The organism is Streptomyces yerevanensis, from assembly GCF_000716805.1.
In the GTDB taxonomy this organism is placed as follows: Bacteria; Actinomycetota; Actinomycetes; order Streptomycetales; family Streptomycetaceae; genus Streptomyces; species Streptomyces flaveus.
Genome location: NZ_JNWJ01000005.1, coordinates 140,930 through 160,168, shown reverse-complemented (window position 1 = coordinate 160,168; position 19,239 = coordinate 140,930). Strand labels below are relative to the sequence as shown.

Sequence of the window (19,239 nt, the reverse complement as noted above, 5' to 3'; positions counted from 1 at the left end):
TTCACCACCCCGCATCCCGGGAGGCCGTCCGGCGCGGCACGTTTTCCGTGGCGCCGGTGATGGAAGAGAGGATCGTTTCCTGAGGGGCGGTGTTCACGTCGAAGAAGCCGTTGTTGCGACCGAGCCGCAGCACGGCGGCCCGGTCCGCGAGAGCTTTGACATCGCCCAGGTTGTGGCTGATGAGCAGCACTCCCTTGCCGCGGTCACGCAACTCGTCGACGAGGTCAAGGACCTCGTTGGCCTGGTCGATTCCCAGAGCCGCGGTCGGTTCGTCCAGGAGGAGGACCCGCGGGTCGCCGAGGAGCGAGCGAGCGATGGCGACCGCCTGCCGCTGGTCGCCGGACAGTGAGACGACGCGGGCGCGCAGATCGGGGACATCCCTGGTCAGGCGTTCCAGCAGGTGTCTGGTGCGGCGCTCCATCTCCATCTCGTCGAGGAACCCGAACCTGCGGATCTCCCGTCCGAGGAACAGATTGCCCACGACGTCGAGGTTCCCGCACAGCGCGAGGTCTTGGTAGACGGTGGCGATGCCGAGGTCCCGGGCATCGTGGGGGCGCCTGATCTGGACCGTTCCGCTCTCCCACTCGATGACGCCCTTGTCCGCGGGGGCGACGCCGGAGATCACTTTGACCAGGGTGGATTTGCCGGCCCCGCTGTCGCCCAGCAGAGCGACGACCTGGCCGGCGTGAATCTCCAGTTCGATGTCTGTGAGGACCTCGACGGCGCCGAAGCGCTTGCACACGCCGTGCAGCGCCAGCAACGGAGGAGCCGGCACGGAAACCATCTCCTTCCCGGGGCCCGGACCTGGTCGGAAACCGGCCTGTCAGATCAGCCCTGCCCTCTTGCACGCGGCCTCGATCTGGGGGGTGCAGATCTGCTGGATCGTGTACGCGCCGTCCTTCACCACGGTGTCCTTGATGTGGTCGACGGTCACGGACACGGGGGTGAGCAGGACGGCCGGAACGGCGTCCCCACCGCTGGTTTTCACCGTGCCCGTGGCAACGCGGTCGAGGCTTTCACCGCGGGCCGCGGCCACGGCCATGGCGGCGCCGGCGGAGGCCTCGGGGCCGAAGGGCTTGTAGACGGTCATGTACTGATCGCCGGCGACTATGCGCCGCAGGGCTCCGAGTTCGGCGTCCTGCCCGGTGACGGGGGGCAGCGGGTTGACCTTGTTCGCCTTGAGGGCGGAGATGCTGCCGGCGGCGAGGCTGTCGTTGGCTGCGTAGACCCCGTCGATGTTCGCGGCGCCGAGGGCGGAGATGGCGCGGGACATGTTCATGTTCGCGATCTCTGTCCTCCACTGTGGTGTGTCGTACGCTTTGCCGATCTTCACTCTCCCCTCGAGCACGGACAGTGCGCCCTTCTTGAACGCCACCGCGTTGGGGTCGCTGGGATCGCCGTTCACCATGACGATCTGGCCGCCGTCCGCCCTGTCACCCATGGCCTTCAGCAGAGCCCTGCCCTGGAGCCTGCCGACCTCCTCGCCGTCGAACGAGACATAGCCGGAGACCGGGCCCTCGGCGAGGCGGTCGTAGGCGATGACCGGGATATCCGCTTGATCCGCCTGCCTGACCGCGGCGCCGAGCGATCTGGCGTCCACGGCGACCAGCACGATGGCATCGACCCCCTTGGTGATCATCGAGTCCATCTGTTGCCGCTGGACGGCCACGGCGCCCTCGGCATTGCCGTGCTCGACCGTGCAGTCGTCGCACAACTCCTTGACCTTCTTCTCGAGCGCCGGCCTGTCCTGTGCCTCCCAACGATCCGTGGTGGCGTCCGGCAGCAGCAGACCGATCTTCGGAGTGCCCCCCTCGTCGGAGTCATTCCCGGCACCCGCCCCGCACGCCGCGAGAGCAACGGCCGTCGAGACGGCGGCCATGGCAATGGCCGCGTCCCGTATGCAGGCCTTCATGTGCGAGACCTCCTTTGTCCTTCACCCTGCGTGGTGAGAGGGCGCTCACGGATCACCCGCGACCGGCCTTCAACGGGTACGAGGTCCGGGTCCTGCGCCCCATCGGCGTACACCAGGTGGTCGGCGACCGGCTCATGGAGGACCGGCGGGGCCACGCCGACCTCTCCCGCCGGGTTCGTCCGGAGCGGTGCGCGCGTGGGGAAACGGCGCGAGCGCACCGCGCTGCCGGGAACGCGTGGTGCGGGGCGGCCCGGCCGTATGGGCCGCGTGTGGCGCGGCACGATGGCGCAGGGGGCCAAGTGGGGCCTCGGCCCAAGGCCGAACGTCCGCCTGGAGCGTACCGAGTGGAAGTGGCAGACGACCACGTCGTCAGTGTGACACCGGCTGTGGTGATCCGCGATCGCAGCGGCGTCGGCCATCGATGTCCGGTGCAGGCACCGATGAAGCGGATATGTCCGTTTAGTTCCTGTGTGCGATTCTGGTAGTGGGTGCCCCGATCTTGTCGGTACCTGCGGCATGGACGGGAGGTGGGCTGCGGAGATGCCTCATGACGGCCATGCCCGGGCCGGAGTCACGGAGCTGCGGGCATCCGAGGCCGGCGCCGCCGACACCGGTTCTCCGCCTCCGGTGCCGGAGGCCGCCGTGAGTCACCGGGCCCTGATGTTCGCCGGAGCGGCGCTGGCAGCGGTCTATGTGCCCGGTGTGGGGAACGGTGTCGGGACCGAAGAGCTCCGGCTGGTGGAAGCGGCCGGATGCGCCACTTCCCAGTACGGGCTGCCGAAACGGTTGCCCCTGTCCGGCGACTCACCCGCGGCGCAGGCCTTCCGCACCGACCGGCCTCTGTGGCTCAACCCCGCGGCACTCGCCTCCTACTCCGAGGGCGGGCCGACGCCGCCGCAGGCGGAGACGTCGCTGGGTGCGCTGCCGCTGCGGGCGGGAGGCAGGCGACTGGGCTGCCTCGTCGTCGTGGGGCATCCCGCGGACGGCTTCGAGGCCGAGCAACGGAGCTTCCTGGAGCGGTACGCCGACGCGGTCGCAGGCATACTCCAGGCCGGGAGCGGCCGCCCCGCGCCGTCGTCGCTCCTGAGTCCCGCCCTGCGGAGTCTGCGCGTCGGTACCTTCGTCCTGGTGCCGGACACCGGCCTGATCGAGGCGGACGAGACTCTGCTCGAGCTGGTGGGGATCGCGCCGGACGACTTCGACGGCAAGGTGGACACCCTGATCGCGCATGCCCTGCCGGAGGACATGCACGCGCTGATGTCGGTCCTGGAGCCGTCCGGCCAGGCGTTCGGTCGGCGGGAGCTGGAGTTCCGCGTTCGCCGCCCCACCGGCGAAATGCGCTGGCTGAGCCTGAGTTGCAGGGTGGCGGCGGCCACCGATGACCGGCCGGAGCAGGTGCTGGGCCTGGTGATGGCGACCTCGGTCCTGCGCCGGAGCGCCGACGACGTCTCCAGGATCCAGTGGCTGACCGCCGCACTCGACGATGCCGCGACAGTCGGTGACGTCAGCCAAGTGGTGGTCACCGCGCTGCGTGGTCCGCTGGGCGCCGACCGGGTGGTGCTCGCCGAGTTGCAGGACGACCGGCTGATGGTCAGTGTGCTCGACCCGCCGCAGCCCGACGCCTGGCCGGAGATATGGCGACCCGAGTGGCGTTCGGAGTGGCCCGACGCGCCGGTCAGTGCCCTGCCCACCCTTCAGGCGGCTCTGCGGGACGGACGTATGGACCTGTGGCCCGCCGGCACAGCCCTCGAACCCGGACTGGCGGGCATCGGCACCGGAGGCCTGGCCGTCCTGCCCCTCCCCGCAAAGGGCCGGGTCGCCGGCGTCTGCCTGGTCGGCTGGGACCGGCCGCACGAGTTCGTCCCCGAGGAACGGTCCCTGCTGACCGCCACCGCGGCGCTGGTCGGGCAGGCCCTCAGACGTGCGCACGCGTACGACGCCGAGCAGGAACTCGCGACGATGCTGCAGCGCAGTCTGCTGCCCCGGCGCCTGCCCGAACTGCCCGGCGGGACGGCCGTCGCCCGCTATCTGCCCGCCAGGCGGGGGCTGCAGGTGGGCGGTGACTGGTACGACGTCATCGCCCTCTCCGAGGAACGCGTGGCGCTGGTCATCGGGGACGTACAAGGACACAGTGCCGGAGCCGCGACGATCATGGGCCAGATGCGTACCGCGGTCAGGGCCTACGCCGTGGAGGGCCACCCGCCCGATGTGGTCGTCTCACACGCCAACCGCCTCCTCGTCGGTATGGAGACCGACCTGTTCGCCACCTGCTGCTACGCCGAACTGGACATGGAGGAGGGCAACATCCTGTTCGTCCGGGCCGGGCACCTCTCACCGCTGGTACGCCATCCCGACGGCAGCACCGAGGAAGTACAGGTCGAGGGCGGCCCCCCGCTGGGCATTCTCGCGGAGGCGGAGTTCCCCATGACCGCGGCCGCACTGGCCCCCGGCGCGGTGCTCGCCCTGGTCACCGACGGCCTGGTCGAGGCCTCGGACCTGCCCCTGGACGAGGGCATGCTCCGCACGCGCACCGCGCTCGCCGCGGCCGATCCGGCGGATCCGGGGCTGATGGCCGACGAACTGCTCGGCGACATCGGCCGTCGTGAGGACGACGTGGCGCTGTTGCTGCTGCGCTACGACGGTATGGAGATCCGGCCGATACGGGCCGGCTGGGCGGTGTGGCGGCTGCCCGACGCCGTCATGCACGCCCGCCGTTTCACCACGCGCACTCTGCGTCGGTGGAAGGTCCAGGAAGCGGCCGACGCGGTGCTGCTGGTCGTTTCCGAGCTGGTCACCAACGCCCTGGTGCACACCCAGGGTGAGGTCCGCGTCGACCTGACGCTCCGCGGGGACCGGCTGCGAGTCAGTGTGAACGACGCCTCGCCGCGCGCGCCTGCCAAGCCGGTGATCGTGGACTGGGAGGCCACCGGCGGCCGAGGCCTGGTTCTGGTCGAAGCAGTGTCGGAGTCCTTCGGCACGGTGCCCGTGGCCGGCGGCAAACAGGTGTGGAGCGAGATCGCTGTGCCGCCGCCCGCGCCGGCACCCACGGACTCGGGGTCCCGAACGGAACGAGAGGACCTGCCATGAGGACCCGTACGCGGCATGTCATCGCGGTACTCGCCGCGGGACTCATCGCGATGCCCCTGGCCGCCTGCGGAGGAGACGACGAGGCGGGCACGGACAGCTTCAGCGTCGGTCTGCTGCTCCCGAGCAAAGCGGTCCCCCGCTGGGAGCATTCCGACAAGCCGCTGATCGAGAAGCGGCTGAAGGAGCTGTGTTCCGGCTGCACCATGGAGTACGCCAACGCCGAGAACGACGCGACGAGGCAGCGGCAACAGATGATCTCCATGATCACCAAAGGGGTCGGGGTCCTGATCCTCGACGCCGCCGACACCAAGGCGCTCCGCTCCTCGATCCAGGAGGCGAAGGCGGCGGGGGTACCGGTCGTCGCCTATGACCGGCTCGCCGAAGGCCCGATCTCGGGCTATGTCAGTTTCGACGGTGGGCAGGTCGGCAGGCTCCAGGGCGAGGCGCTCCTGAAGGCCATGGGCGACAAGGCGAACGGCGGAACCGTCGTCATGATGAACGGAGATCCGACCAGTCCCAACGCGGCGTGGTACAGGAAGGGCACGCTGTCCGTCCTCACCGGCAAGGTGAAGATCGGCAGGTCGTACGACACCCTGGGCTGGAGCACGGAGAACGCCCACGCCAACATGTCCGCCGCCATCGCGGCTCTGGGCCCGGACCGGATCGGCGGCGTCCTGGCGGCCAACGACGCCATAGCCGCAGGCGTCATCTCCGCTCTCAAGAAGGCCGATGTCAGGGAGCTTCCTCCCGTCACTGGCCAGGACGCCGACCTTGACGCTGTGCGTCGCATCGTCAAGGGCGAGCAGTACATGACGGTGTACAAACCCTTCAAGGCGGAAGCCGACGCAGCCGCCGCGATGGCCGTCGCCCTGGGGCGAGGCGAGGAGCTCCGCGATGTCGCCACGACGACGACCGACAGCCCCACGACCAAGGACATCCCGTCCGTCCTGCTCACCCCACGTGAGGTGACGGTCGGCAACATCGAGCAGACACTCGTCAAGGACGGCGTGTACACCATCGACCAGATCTGCATCCGGGAGCTCCGGCCCGCCTGCGACACGACCGGACTTACCCGCTGACCCACACTCGGCAGGCCGGCTGACCGGCGCCCGCGTGACGCTACGGCTTGCGCGCCACCCCGCCGAAGCTGTCGACCTCCTGAGGCTTCGCCGGTTTCTGCGGCTCGTCCGGCTCGTCCACGGGGCGCCATTGGGCGACGGACACCAGGCCGGGATCGAGGAGTTCGAGGCCGCCGAAGAAGCGGACGAGCTGGTCGGGGCTGCGGTTGGTGCGCGGGTTGTCGCTCGCCTGGTTCCACTGCTCGACCATGGCGCGCATCTCCTCGGGATGAAACACCTCGGTGCTGTCGCAGAACACGAGGTGACTGCCGGACGGCAGCGCGTCCAGCAGGCGCTCGACGATGCCGTAGGCACTGTCGTCGGGTACGTGGGCGGCGATGCCCAGCAGCATCAGGGCGACCGGCTGCTCGAAGTCCAGCGTCCTGGCGGCGCCTTCCAGGATGGCCGCGGGGTCGCGCAGGTCAGCGTCGATGTAGTCGGTGGCGCCCTCGGGTGTGCTGGTCAGCAGCGCCGTGGCGTGGGCCAGCACGATGGGGTCGTGGTCGACATACACGATCCGCGCCTCGGGGGCGATCCGCTGGGCGACCTCATGGGTGTTGTCGAACGTGGGCAGTCCTGTGCCGACGTCGAGGAACTGGCGGATGCCGACCTCACCGGCCAGATACGTGACAGTCCGCTTGAGGAACGCCCGCTGGGCCCGGGCGATCTGGACGATCTCCGGGTTCACCCCGCGGATCTGGTCACCGACCTCGCGGTCGATCTCGTAGCAGTCCTTGCCCCCGAGCCAGTAGTTCCAGATACGCGCGGAGTGCGGCACGCTGCTGTTGATCAACGGAACGTCATGAGGCATGGGGCATCTCCGAGTTGGCCTGAAGTTACCGCCCAAGATAGAGCCGGTGGGCGGCGTACGTCGTCGGTTGTGTGATCTTTCCGAGAACGTGCGGTCGGCCGAACGAGTTCCGTGTCCCAGGGACAGCCCAGCAACAGCTCAGTGACTGCTCAGCGGCGCCGCCGCAAGGTGTAGGCCGCGCCCCCCGTGATGAGCACGCCCGCCGCGCCGCCCGCCACGAGGGGCAGGGCCGTACTCGCACGGTCGTCGACGACGGAGTCCTCGGAGGACACGGACTCACCGCGCCCGTTTATGACGCTGACAGGGGACTCGGCGGGCGTGGTGGTGACGATCGTCGACGACTTCGCGGGGGTGGCGCCCTCCGGGGCTCCCTGCGCTGCGGCGGGGCAGGCGGCCCACACCGTGAGCAGCAGCGGAGCCACTCCGACGAGGGCGGCGATGCGGCGGTGTGCGGTCATCCGACGGGTTCCTCCTTGGCGCGGCAAACGGGTCGGCCCGCTGTGCCATGGCCATGAGCCACGGCTGCCGGCCGCCCCGTTGTCTCCATGAAGTACGAAACCCGGAGGCGATCCGTTCAATTCCCGCTGACAGTACGGCCGTTCACCAGCACCACCTCGAGGGTGCGCGGACCGTGCACCCCCTCGACCCGGTCGAGTTCGATGTCACTGGTCGCCGAAGGGCCGGAGATCCAGGTCAGCGGGCGTGTCGGGTCCAGACGCGGAAGCGCTTGCGGCACCGAGGAGACGACCTGGTCCGGTACGCGTACGACACAGATGTGGTGATCCGGGACGAGCGTGATGCGACGGCGACCCTGATCCGGTCCGCCGTCCAGCACGATGGTGCCGGTTTCGGCGATCGCCACCGCACATGCCGTGATCACGCTGTCGACCTGGTCGAGCTCGTGCGGGGTGCTGGCGCGGCTGTCGGGAACGCGCGTGACATCGGTCGCCGCCAGCCACTCCTCATCCAGGCTCGGCGGCACGGCCACCGACGTCGAGCCTCGCTCGGCGAGCAGCCCGGCGATCAGCGCCGCAAGACCGTCGGCCTCGCAGCGGTGCACGATCGCCCGGTAGTCCGCCAGGTTCTCGGCCAGCAGATCCACCGTCTGCTCGACACTCCGGTCCCCGTGCTCGGGCAGATAGCCCCGGTCAACGGCCCGCTCGTACTGGGGGTCCCTCCCAGGCCCTTCAGGCACTGGGGGAGTGTCGTCCTGTCCCACGTCGGCCAGCGCGCGGCGCACGCGGCCGAGGATCACATCCCTGGTACTCACTTGCCGGTGTCCTTTCCGCCGTTCGTACGCTGCCACCAGTCGCGGAACGGTTCCGACGGCACCGCCGGCAGATCGCGCGTCGCGCTCCACGCCTTGCCGGGGCCCGGCAGCGACCGAGGATGGAAGCGGCGGCTCCGCGAAGCCAGCCGCTGGCCGGCGCGCAGCGCGCCCGGGTGGCTGAACGCCCAGCGCGCCGCACGCATCGCGGCCCGCTCGGCGGCGTGTCCCTTCGCGGGCTTGAGTACGACCTTGTTGCCGTCCCGGGTCACCGCACCTCCCTCGACGACCCGCTCCCGCAGATGGACCAGCACCTCGGGGATGTCGATCGCCACCGGGCACACCTCGTAGCAGGCGCCGCACAACGAGGAGGCGTACGGCAGCGAGGCGTCGATCTCGCTTGCGGTGCCCCTCAGTTGAGGGCTGAGGATGGCGCCGATCGGGCCCGGGTACACCGAGCCGTACGCATGGCCGCCCGCCCGCTCGTACACCGGGCAGACATTGAGACACGCCGAGCAGCGGATGCAGCGCAGGGCCTGGCGGCCGACCTCGTCGGCCAGCGTGTCGGTGCGGCCGTTGTCGATGAGGACCAGGTGGAAGGTCCCCGGCCCGTCGTCGTCCGTCGTGCCGGTCCACATCGAGGTGTACGGGTTCATGCGCTCGGCCGTCGAGGAGCGGGGGAGTGTCTGGAGGAAGACCTCCAGGTCCCGCCAGGTCGGCACGATCTTCTCGATGCCGACGACCGAGATCAGCGTCTCGGGGAGGGTCAGACACATACGGCCGTTGCCCTCGGACTCGACGACGACCATGGTGCCGGTCTCGGCGACCATGAAGTTGGCGCCGGAGATGCCGACCTTGGCGCGCAGGAACTTCTCGCGCAGGTGCAGACGGGCGGCCTCGGCGAGTTCGGCGGGGGTGTCCGTGAGCCCCTCCGGGGCCGGGCGGCCCCACTTGCTCATCTCGCGGGCGAAGATCTCGCGGATCTCGCCGCGGTTGCGGTGGATCGCCGGGACGAGGATGTGGGACGGCCGGTCCTTGCCCAACTGCACGATGAGCTCGGCCAGATCGGTCTCGTACGCGTGGATGCCCTCGGCCTCCAGCGCCTCGTTGAGGCCGATCTCCTGGGTGGCCATGGACTTGACCTTCACGACCTCGCTCTCGCCGGTCATCTTCACCAGGTCCGTGACGATGCGGTTCGCCTCGTCGGCGTCGGCCGCCCAGTGCACGATGCCGCCCGCCGCCGTGACCGACTCCTCCAACCGCACGAGATACCGGTCGAGATGACGAAGAGTGTGGTCCTTGATCTGCTTGCCCGCCTCGCGCAGCTCCGCCCAGTCGGACACCTCCGCGACCGCCTTGGCGCGCTTGGCGCGGATCGTGTGCGTGGCGTGCCGCAGATTGCCGCGCAGGGTCTGGTTGTGGACGGCTTCGTGCGCGGCCTCGGGGAAGGCCGGCATACCGACGAAGGTGCCGCTCATGCGCTCGACTCCTCTACGGTGCTCCCGTTCATGCCACGGGTCATGTCAGGGGCTCCTCTTCCGTGCTCGCCAGGATCTCCGCGATGTGCACCGGCTGCATCTCCGTTCTGAGGCGGGCCATCGTGCCGCCGATGTGCATCAGACAGGAGTTGTCCGCGGCACACAGCGCGTCCGCGCCCGTCGACGCGGCGTTACGGACCTTGTCGGCGCCCATCGCCGCCGAGACATCGGAGTTCTTCATGGCGAACGTGCCGCCGAAGCCGCAGCATTCGTCGGCGCCGGGAAGCTCCCTCAGCTCGAGGCCCTTGACCGCCTGGAGGAGCCGGCGAGGACGGTCGCCGAGGCCCAGGCTGCGCAGACCATGACAGGTCGGGTGATACGTGACGGTGTGCGGGTAGTACGCGCCGACGTCGGTCACGCCCAGGACGTCCACGAGGAACTCCGTGAGCTCGTACGTCTTGGGCACGACCGGCGCGAGCGTGCGCGCGAGGGTGTCGCCGCGGCCCTCCGCGCGGGCCCGCTCGCCCATGCGCGGATACAACTCCCGGACCATGGCGCCACAGGAGCCGGAGGGCGTCACGATCGCCTCGTACTCTCCGAAGACATCGGAGAAATGCCGGGCCAGTGGCTCGGCCTCGTGGCGATAGCCGGTGTTGTAGTGCGCCTGCCCGCAACAGGTCTGGCCCATCGGGAAGTCGACGTCGACGCCCAGCCTGGTCAGCAGTTTCACCACGGCACGGCCGGTTTCCGGATACAGCGTGTCGTTGACACAGGTCAGGAACAGGGCGACACGCATCGCGGCTCCTTGGGATCGATCATCGGATGAGTGGAGGTTACGACGTGGACGCGCCGATGGGGAGGGGGCCCGCCGGGCCCCGTTCAGCGGTTCCGGCTCACCGGGCGGTGAGCCGGGCCTCCGCCGCACGCCACGCCGCCGTGTCACCCCGCGGTTCGTACCGTTCCAACGGCTGCGTACGGGCGAGGAGTTGCCGCATCGCCGTACGGTCGCCGACCAGGCCGCCGGCCCGCGCCTGGACAAGGACGTTGCCCAGAGCCGCGGCCTCCGCCGGGCCCGCCACCACCGGGAGCCCGCAGGCGTCCGCCGTCAGCTGGCACAGGAGGGTGTTGCGGGTGCCGCCGCCGACGATGTGGACGACATCGACCGGGTGGTCGGCGAGGGCCTGGGCCTCGGTGATCGCCCGGCGGTGGGCGAGGGCGAGCGAGTCGAGGATGCAGCGCGTGATCTCGGCGGGGGACTCGGGCACGGGCTGGCCCGAGTCCCGGCACGCGTCGGCGATCCGTGCGGGCATGCGGCCGGGGGCCAGGAACGCCGCGTCCCCGGCGTCCACGACGGACCTGAGCGGCGGGACGTCGGCAGCCGTGCGCAGCAACTCGGTCAACTCCGGGTCCCCCCAGGCCCGTAGACACTCCTGGAGCAGCCACAGCCCCATGATGTTCCGGAGATAACGGACCGTGTCGTCGAGCCCCAGCTCATTGGTGAAGTTGGCCGCCCGGCTCGCCTCGGTCAGCACGGGCGCGTCCAGTTCCAGGCCCGCGAGCGACCAGGTGCCGGTGCAGATGTACGCGAAACGCTCGCCGCCCGTGGCCGGGACGGCCGCGACTGCGGACGCCGTGTCGTGCGAACCGACCGTGGTCACCGGGACCGGACCGGTCAGCCCGGTCTCCTCCAGGACCTCGGGGCGCAGCAGGCCCGCCGGATCTCCGGGCCGCCGCAGCGGTGCGAACAGCCCTAGGTCGATGCCCAGGCGCGAGGCGACATCGTGGGCCCACTCGCGGGTGCGCGGATCGATCAGCTGGGTCGTCGAGGCGTTGGTGAGCTCCGTGCCCGCCTCGCCCGTGAGCCAGTACGTCAGCAGGTCCGGGATGAGCAACAGCCGCCCGGCATAGGCCAGTTGAGCCGACTCGCGAGCCGCCGCCAACTGGTACAGAGTGTTGAACGGTGCGTACTGAAGGCCCGTACGCGCATACAGCTCGTCCGCCGGAACCGTCGCCCACACCTTCTCCGCGACACCCTCGGTGCGCGTGTCGCGATAGTGCACCGGGTTGCCGAGCAGCGCTCCGTCCGCGTCCAGCAGGCCGTAGTCCACGGCCCAGCTGTCGATGCCGACCGAGTCGACCTGCCCTGCCACCTGCCCTGCCGTACGCAGCCCGTCGAGGACACCGGCGTACAGCGAGAGGATGTCCCACCGCAGCCCCTCGGGGGTGCGCACCGGCCGGTTCGGGAAGCGGTGCGCCTCGGTGAGGCCGAGGGAGCCCGGCCCGACGCGGCCGACCATGACGCGCCCGCTGGACGCGCCGAGGTCGACCGCCGCGTACGACTTCACCGGAGCCGACATCGGATCCGTCATCGCAGGAAAGCGGCGGCGACGCCGGCGTCGACAGGAATGTGCAGGCCCGTGGTGTGGGTCAAGTCCCCACCGGTCAGGGCGAATACGGCGCCCGCCACATGCTCCGGGAGTACCTCGCGCTTGAGGATGGTCCGCTGGGCGTAGAACTCGCCGAGCTTCTCCTCCTCGATCCCGTAGGTGGCGGCGCGCTGTGCGCCCCAGCCGCCCGCGAAGATGCCCGAGCCGCGCACTACACCGTCCGGGTTGACGCCGTTGACGCGGATCCCGTGCTCGCCCAACTCGGCTGCCAGCAGCCGGACTTGATGCGCCTGATCGGCCTTGGTCGCCGAGTACGCGATGTTGTTGGGGCCCGCGAAGACGGCGTTCTTGGAGGCGATGTAGACGATGTCGCCGCCCAGGCCCTGCTGGGTCATCACCCGGGCCGCCTCGCGCGAGACGAGGAACGAACCGCGGGCCATGATGTCGTGCTGGAGATCCCAGTCCTTCGCCGTCGTCTCGAGCAGAGGCTTGGAGATGGAGATACCGGCGTTGTTGACGACGAGGTCGACGCCGCCGAAGGCGAGCACCGCCGCCTTGAAGGCCTGGGCGATCTGCTCCTCGGAGGTCACGTCGACCGTGACGGACACGGCCTTGTCGGGGCCGCCCAGCTCCTCGGCGACCTGCGCGGCCCCCTCGGCGTTCAGGTCCGCGACCACGACACACGCGCCCTCGGCCGCGAGCCGCTGCGCGATCGCCCTGCCGATTCCGCTGCCCGCACCCGTCACCAGCGCGACCCGCGTCGCGAGCGGCTTGGGCTTCGGCATCCGCTGGAGCTTGGCCTCCTCAAGGGCCCAGTACTCGATACGGAACTTCTCCGACTCCTCGATCGGCGCGTACGTCGAAACCGCCTCGGCCCCGCGCATCACGTTGATCGCGTTGACGTAGAACTCGCCGGCCACCCGCGCGGTCTGCTTGTCCTTGCCGAAGCTGAACATGCCGACACCGGGCACGAGCACGATCGCCGGGTCGGCGCCGCGCATCGCGGGGGAGCCGGGCTGAGCGTGCCGCTCGTAGTACGCGGCGTACTCCTCGCGGTACTCGGCGTGCAGCTCCTTGAGACGGGCGATCGACTCATTGACGGAAGCGGTCGGCGGCAGGTCGAGGACGAGCGGCCTGACCTTCGTACGGAGGAAGTGGTCGGGGCAGGAGGTGCCGAGGGCCGCGAGACGCGGGTGCTCCGCACTCGCGAGGAAATCCAGGACCACCTCGGAATCGGTGAAGTGCCCGACCTGCGGACGGTCCTGCGAGGCGATGCCACGGATGACCGGCGCCAGCGCAGCCGCCCGCTCCTTCCGCTCGACGGAGCCGAGAGCCGCGTACCCCTCGATCACCGGCCCGAACGGCTCGTCCTTGCCGCGCTCGGCCAGGAACGCCTCGGCGGTACGGATGATGTGCAGCGAGTTGCGCTCACACTCCTCGGAGGTCGCGCCCCACGCCGTGATCCCGTGCCCACCGAGGACGCACCCGATGGCCTGAGGATTGGCCTCCTTCACGGCCGCGATGTCAAGGCCGAGCTGAAAGCCCGGCCGACGCCACGGCACCCACACCACCGTGTCACCGAAGCACTCGGCGGTCAGCTTCTCCCCGTCGGAGGCACACGCGAGCGCGATACCGGAGTCCGGGTGGAGGTGGTCGACGTGCGCCGCGTCCACCAGCCCGTGCATGGCGGTGTCGATGGAGGGAGCCGCGCCGCCCTTCCCATGCAGGCAGTAGTCGAACGCGGCAACCATCTCGTCCTCGCGCTCGACGCCCGGGTACACATCGGTAAGCGCCCGCAGCCGGTCGAGGCGGAGAGCAGCCAGCCCCGACTCCTTCAGGGTGCCGAGATCGCCACCGGATCCCTTGACCCACATGAGCTCGACGTCACCGCCGGTCACGGGGTCGGTGTCGGTGCCCTTGGCGGAGGTGTTGCCGCCGGCGTAGTTGGTGTTACGGGGGTCGGCGCCGAGCCGGTGAGAACGGGAGAGGAGGGCGTCGGCTTCGGGGTGGGGTGCCATGAAGTGATCAATCCTTACGTGATGTTGTGAGCGGAGGGTGACGGGAGCGCCCCATTAGGGGCGCGGGGAACTGCGCGACCAGCCACATCCGGCCCGCAGCCTGCAACAGGCCTTACTCGGCAGACGAGACCCAGCGATCAGGCGCCCCAGCCGGCCTGTTCCCCACCAACCCGCTCCTCAGCGATCTTCTGCGCCCAGCCGGAGCCGCGGTACGCCCCCATGGGATCGGGGTCCAACCCCATCTCCTCCCGCAGCTCGCGCAACAACGGCCGCACGTCAGTGTTATACGCATCCATGAGCACGGCGTTCGCCTCAAGAACGTCACCCGACCGCTGCGCGGAGGCAAGAGAGTCGCGGTCCACCAGGAGCGCCTTAGCCGTCGCTTCCTGCACATTCATCACCGACCGAATGATCGCCGGAATCTTCGCCTCGATGTTGTGACACTGATCGAGCATGAACGCGACGTCGGGCGTGAACCCACCGCCCCGAATCACCTCGTACATGATCCGGAACAGCTGGAACGGATCCGCCGCCCCCACCATCAGGTCGTCGTCGGCATAGAAGCGCGAGTTGAAGTCGAACCCCCCGAGCTTCCCCTCACGCAGCAGCGTCGCGACGATGAACTCGATGTTGGTGCCGGGAGCGTGGTGCCCGGTGTCCACCACGACCTGCGCCTTCGACCCGAGCTTGAGGCAGTGCGCGTACGCCGTACCCCAGTCCGGGACATCCGTCGTGTAGAAGGCGGGCTCGAAGAACTTGTACTCGAGGAGCATCCGCTGGTCGTCACCGAGCCGCTCGTACACGGCGGCCAGCGCCTCCGCCAGCCGGTCCTGGCGCTCGCGGATGTCGTCCTGGCCGGGATAGTTCGTGCCGTCCGCGAACCACAGCTTCAGGTCCTTGGACCCCGTGGCGTCCATGATGTCGACGCACTCGAGCAGATGATCAAGGGCCTTGCGCCGCACCGCCGGGTCGGCGTGACAGACGCTGCCGAGCTTGTAGTCGTCGTCCTGGAAGGTGTTGGAGTTGATGGTGCCGAGCTTCACGCCGCGGTCCTCGGCGTACTTGGCCAGCGCGGCGTAGTCGTCGACCTTGTCCCAGGGGATGTGCAGCGCCACGGTCGGCGCGGCGCCCGTATAAGCGTGTACCTGCGCCGCGTCGTCCAGCTTCTCGAAGGGATTGCGCGGCACTCCGGCCTGCGCGAACACCTTGAAGCGGGTCCCCGAATTCCCGTACGCCCATGACGGCGTCTCTACGGCCTGGGTCTTGAGAGCGGCCTTCACCGCGGCGAGCTCGGTCACTTCGGGACTCCTGTGACTTCGGGTCTGGAAGACGTCGGTCTGAAGGGCATCGATCTGAAACGATTCAGAACGCGAAGCTATGAGCCCTCCGGGAGACTGTCAAGCCCTCCTGCAAGGACTTCGTTCCGTGACTCGGTTGTGACCTCTGGCTATCGAAATTTTCGCCCGGGACCCATTGACGTGACCTGCGTGACCTGTCTAACGTCCCGGCAATCCAGTTGAAACCTTTCACAACGTCGTGAGGCCCCCGCCCCGCGTCGCTGAGGAGCCCCTCATGACCCACCCGTCCGACACGGGTCCGGCCCCCGTGCTGGCGCTCAAGGACATCTCGAAGTCCTTCGGTGCCGTACGCGCCCTGCGGGACGTGTCCCTGGAGCTGTTCCCCGGAGAGGTGCACGCCCTCGCCGGAGAGAACGGCGCGGGCAAGTCGACCCTCATCAAGGCGCTCGCCGGGGTGCACCGACCGGACGTCGGCCAGGTGCTGCTGGACGGCGAGCCCACCGTCTTCCACGGCCCGGCCGACGCCCGGGACGCGGGCATCGCCGTGATCTACCAGGAGCCCACGCTCTTCCCCGATCTGTCGATCGCCGAGAACATCTTCATGGGCCGCCAGCCCCGCCGCGCCCTCGGCCGTATCGACCACAAGGCCACGCACACCGCGACGCTGGCCCTGATGCAGCGCCTCGGTGTCGAACTCGACCCCGACCGCCCCGCACGCGGACTGTCCATCGCCGATCAGCAGATCGTCGAGATCGCCAAGGCGCTCTCCTTCGACGCCCGCGTCCTGATCATGGACGAGCCGACCGCCGCGCTCACCGGCAGCGAGGTGGCCCGTCTCTTCGGGGTCGTCCGCACCCTGCGCGAGCAGGGCGCCGCGGTGCTGTTCATCTCTCACCGCCTGGAGGAGATCTTCCAGATCTGCCGCCGGGTCACGACCTTGCGCGACGGCGCCCTGATCTCCAGCGAGCTGCTGGACGGCATGACCGAGGACGATCTCGTCCGCCGCATGGTCGGCCGCGATCTCGAGGAGCTGTACCCCAAGCAGGAGGTGCGGGCGGGCGAGGTGGCACTGAGCGTGCGCCGGCTGACCCGCGAGGGCGTCTTCACCGACATCTCCTTCGACGTCCGCCGCGGCGAGATCGTCGGACTCGCCGGGCTTGTCGGAGCCGGTCGTACGGAGGTGGCGCGAGCCGTCTTCGGTGTCGACCGGTGGGACGCCGGCGAGGTCGAGATCGACGGCAAGGCGCTGACCAACGGCGCGCCGTCCACCGCCATGGCCGCCGGGCTCGCCCTCGTCCCTGAGGACCGGCGGGCCCAGGGCCTCGTGATGGACATGTCGATCGAGCGCAACATCGGGCTCACCGGGCTGCGTACGACCGTGAAGGCGGGCCTCATGGACCGCGGCGCCGAGCGCAGCCGGTCCCTCGACTGGGCCGTCAAGCTCCAGGTCAAGTACGCCCGCATCGCCGACACCGTCAACACACTGTCCGGCGGCAACCAGCAGAAGGTCGTCCTCGCCAAGTGGCTCGCCACCGGCCCGAAGGTACTGATCGTCGATGAGCCGACGCGCGGCATCGACGTCGGTACGAAGGCCGAAGTGCACCGGCTGCTCAGCGAGTTGGCCGCCGACGGCGTCGCCGTCCTGATGATCTCCTCCGACCTGCCCGAGATCCTCGGCATGGCCGACCGCGTGCTCGTGATGCACGAGGGCCGGATCACCGCCGAGATCCCCCGAACCGAAGCCACCGAGGAAACCGTGATGGCCGCAGCAACGGGGAGGGCCGCCGCATGACGGTGACCGCACCCCCCGCGCCCCCCGCCGAAGTGGAGAAGTCGAGCGGTACGCGACTTGTCGACCGGGTCTTCAAGATGCGCGAACTTGCCATCCTGGTCGTCTTCCTGGTGATGATCGCCGTCACCCAGGCGGGCAACAGCGAGTTCCTGTCCGAGCAGGGCATCAAGGACCTGCTGCTGAACGCGACGATCCTGATGCTGGTGGCCACCGGTCAGTCCCTGGTCGTGATCACCCGGAACGTCGACCTGTCGGTCGGCTCGACCCTCGGCATCAGCGCCTTCGCCGCCGGTACGTATCTCCAGGGCGGCGGCAACTCCGTCGTGGCCATCTTCCTGGCCGTCCTGCTCGGTGTCGGCATCGGGCTGCTGAACGGACTGCTCGTCAGCCTCGGCCAGGTGCCCGCCCTCGTCGTCACCCTCGGCACGCTCTACATCATCCGCGGCGTCGACTCGATCTGGGTCGGCTCACGGCAGATCACGGCGGCCGACCTCCCCGACAGCTTCGCGGACTTCGGCTCCGGCGGCATCTGGGCGGTGCCCTATCTCGCCCTGATCGCGCTGGCCGTACTGATCGCCACCGCCTACTACCTCAAGCACTTCGGCAGCGGACGCGAGCTGTACGCGCTCGGCTCCAACCCGGAGGCCGCACGGCTCGCCGGCATCCAGGTGCGCAAGCGGATCCTGGTCGCGTACACCTTCTGCGGAGCCCTCACGGGTCTCGCCGGCGCGCTGTACCTGGCCCGGTTCGGCAACGTCGACTCCGGCACCGGCAACGGATACGAACTCACCGTCGTCAGCGCGGTCGTGGTCGGTGGCGTCGTCTTCACCGGCGGCTCCGGCAGCGTCTACGGCGCCGCGCTCGGCGCCCTGCTGCTGACCTCCATCAACAGCGTGCTGCCCGCCCTCGGCGTCAGCTCGGTCTGGGTGCTCGCCATCAACGGCATCCTGCTCATCCTCGCCATCGCGGTCGACCGCATCGTCGCCCTGCGCGTGGCGTCCGCCCTGAAGAAGAGGAACGCCCGCCATGGCTGACTCGCTGCTCGGGCGCGCCGTCCGCTGGGACACGGTCGTCGGCGCCCTCCTCATCGTCGTACTGCTGCTGTCCTTCACCACCGTCGACGGCTTCGGCAACGCCCTCAACCTGTCGTTCCTGATCGGCAACACCCTGCCGATCGCGCTGATCGCCCTGCCGATGACGCTGCTCGTGGTAGCCGGCGAGATCGACCTCTCGGTCGCCTCCACGGCCGGCCTTTCCGGTGCCGTGATGGGCGCGCTGTGGAACCAGGGCATGACCATCGAGACGATCATCCCGATCTGCCTGCTGCTCGGCGTGGTCTGCGGGCTGGTCAACGGCCTGCTGGTGACCCGGCTCGGGCTGCCCTCCCTCGCCGTCACCATCGGCACCCTCGCCGCCTACCGGGGCATCGCACAGATCGTGCTCGGCTCGGACGCGGTGACCGACTTCCCCGCCCAGTACCTGGACTTCGCGTCCGGACGCATCGGGGACACCTTCATCCCGTACGCCTTCTTCCCCTTCCTCGTGCTGCTCGCGATCGCCGTGGTCGCGCTGCACGCCACCCCGTTCGGGCGCTCGCTCTTCGCGATCGGCGCGAACGAGGAGGCCGCACGGTTCGCCGGCCTCCGTGTGAGGCGGCAGAAGCTGATCCTGTTCACCCTGACCGGCCTGATGGCCTCGCTCACCGGCATCTTCTGGGCGCTGCACTACGCCAGCGCCCGCTATGACAACGCCACGGGCCTCGAGCTCTCCGTCGTGGCCGCCGTGTTGCTCGGCGGCATCGACTTCGACGGAGGCAAGGGCACGCTCGGCGGCGCGATCGCGGGAGTCTTCCTGCTCGGTGCGCTGCAGAACGTGATGAGCATCCAGGACGTCTCCGCCCAGTCGCAGATCGTCGTCACCGGCGTACTGCTCGTCGTCTCCGTGCTCGGCCCCCGGGTCGCACGGCAGATCTCCACAGCGAGGGCGGGCCGAAGAGCCGCCTCGGCGCCTGTTTCCAAGGCCCCCACCCCGACGTAACCGCTCCGCTGAAAGGCCATTCGAAAACTGCGGA

15 protein-coding genes are annotated in these 19,239 nt (G+C 69.5%); 5 read left to right on the top strand and 10 right to left on the bottom strand.

Features of this window, described 5'->3' with window-relative positions; genetic code table 11:
* Window position 1: 1 nt before the first annotated feature.
* Window positions 2-784, bottom strand: a complete 783-nt coding sequence (locus tag OP79_RS06800) for an ATP-binding cassette domain-containing protein (RefSeq protein ID WP_078491646.1) — start codon at window positions 782-784, stop codon at window positions 2-4.
* 39 nt (window positions 785-823) lie between these two features.
* Window positions 824-1,912: a substrate-binding domain-containing protein gene (locus OP79_RS06795; RefSeq protein ID WP_033319061.1), complete on the bottom strand. Its 1,089-nt coding sequence runs from the start codon at window positions 1,910-1,912 to the stop codon at window positions 824-826.
* Window positions 1,913-2,572: 660 nt separating this feature from the next.
* Here OP79_RS06795 and OP79_RS06790 point away from each other — a divergent pair.
* Both OP79_RS06790 and OP79_RS06785 read left to right on the top strand, forming a co-directional pair.
* On the top strand, window positions 2,573-4,999 hold the full coding sequence (locus OP79_RS06790) for a SpoIIE family protein phosphatase (RefSeq protein WP_425428553.1): 2,427 nt from the start codon (window positions 2,573-2,575) through the stop codon (window positions 4,997-4,999).
* Window positions 4,996-6,078, top strand: a complete 1,083-nt coding sequence (locus tag OP79_RS06785; RefSeq protein WP_033319059.1) for a sugar ABC transporter substrate-binding protein — start codon at window positions 4,996-4,998, stop codon at window positions 6,076-6,078. Before OP79_RS06790 ends, OP79_RS06785 begins: the two co-directional genes overlap by 4 nt.
* 40 nt (window positions 6,079-6,118) lie before the next feature.
* On the opposite strand, the gene OP79_RS06780 is transcribed toward OP79_RS06785, so the two are convergent.
* The 8 genes from OP79_RS06780 to rhaI form a co-directional block, all read right to left on the bottom strand.
* Window positions 6,119-6,928 carry an SAM-dependent methyltransferase gene (locus OP79_RS06780; RefSeq protein WP_033319058.1) on the bottom strand — a complete coding sequence of 270 codons (810 nt, stop codon included), beginning with the start codon at window positions 6,926-6,928 and terminating at the stop codon, window positions 6,119-6,121.
* Between the two features lie 149 nt (window positions 6,929-7,077).
* Window positions 7,078-7,386 carry a hypothetical protein gene (locus OP79_RS06775; protein WP_033319057.1) on the bottom strand — a complete coding sequence of 103 codons (309 nt, stop codon included), beginning with the start codon at window positions 7,384-7,386 and terminating at the stop codon, window positions 7,078-7,080.
* 116 nt (window positions 7,387-7,502) lie between these two features.
* Complete coding sequence (locus tag OP79_RS06770; protein ID WP_033319056.1) at window positions 7,503-8,198, bottom strand: LutC/YkgG family protein; 696 nt, start codon at window positions 8,196-8,198, stop codon at window positions 7,503-7,505.
* Window positions 8,195-9,673 (bottom strand): LutB/LldF family L-lactate oxidation iron-sulfur protein, encoded by a 1,479-nt coding sequence (locus OP79_RS06765; RefSeq protein WP_211270748.1) that lies wholly within the window; start codon window positions 9,671-9,673, stop codon window positions 8,195-8,197. The genes OP79_RS06770 and OP79_RS06765 overlap by 4 nt, the downstream gene beginning before the upstream one ends.
* A 40-nt stretch (window positions 9,674-9,713) precedes the next feature.
* Window positions 9,714-10,469 carry a (Fe-S)-binding protein gene (locus OP79_RS06760; protein WP_033319055.1) on the bottom strand — a complete coding sequence of 252 codons (756 nt, stop codon included), beginning with the start codon at window positions 10,467-10,469 and terminating at the stop codon, window positions 9,714-9,716.
* Between the two features lie 97 nt (window positions 10,470-10,566).
* On the bottom strand, window positions 10,567-12,030 hold the full coding sequence (locus OP79_RS06755) for a rhamnulokinase (RefSeq protein ID WP_211270747.1): 1,464 nt from the start codon (window positions 12,028-12,030) through the stop codon (window positions 10,567-10,569).
* 8 nt (window positions 12,031-12,038) lie between these two features.
* The gene (locus OP79_RS06750) at window positions 12,039-14,078 is read right to left on the bottom strand and encodes a bifunctional rhamnulose-1-phosphate aldolase/short-chain dehydrogenase (protein WP_033319054.1); all 2,040 of its coding nucleotides are present in this window, start codon (window positions 14,076-14,078) and stop codon (window positions 12,039-12,041) included.
* A 137-nt stretch (window positions 14,079-14,215) separates the two neighbouring features.
* Window positions 14,216-15,376, bottom strand: a complete 1,161-nt coding sequence (gene rhaI / locus OP79_RS06745; protein ID WP_033319053.1) for an L-rhamnose isomerase — start codon at window positions 15,374-15,376, stop codon at window positions 14,216-14,218.
* A 274-nt stretch (window positions 15,377-15,650) separates the two neighbouring features.
* Between rhaI and OP79_RS06740 the strand changes: the two genes are divergently transcribed.
* From OP79_RS06740 to OP79_RS06730, 3 genes are read left to right on the top strand one after another with little or no spacing between them, the layout of a single operon-like run.
* The gene (locus OP79_RS06740; protein WP_033319052.1) at window positions 15,651-17,168 is read left to right on the top strand and encodes a sugar ABC transporter ATP-binding protein; all 1,518 of its coding nucleotides are present in this window, start codon (window positions 15,651-15,653) and stop codon (window positions 17,166-17,168) included.
* A complete protein-coding gene (locus OP79_RS06735) occupies window positions 17,165-18,202 on the top strand; it encodes an ABC transporter permease (RefSeq protein WP_033319051.1) in 1,038 nt (345 codons plus the stop codon). The genes OP79_RS06740 and OP79_RS06735 overlap by 4 nt, the downstream gene beginning before the upstream one ends.
* Window positions 18,195-19,205, top strand: a complete 1,011-nt coding sequence (locus tag OP79_RS06730) for an ABC transporter permease (RefSeq protein ID WP_033319050.1) — start codon at window positions 18,195-18,197, stop codon at window positions 19,203-19,205. The genes OP79_RS06735 and OP79_RS06730 overlap by 8 nt, the downstream gene beginning before the upstream one ends.
* Window positions 19,206-19,239: the final 34 nt, after the last annotated feature.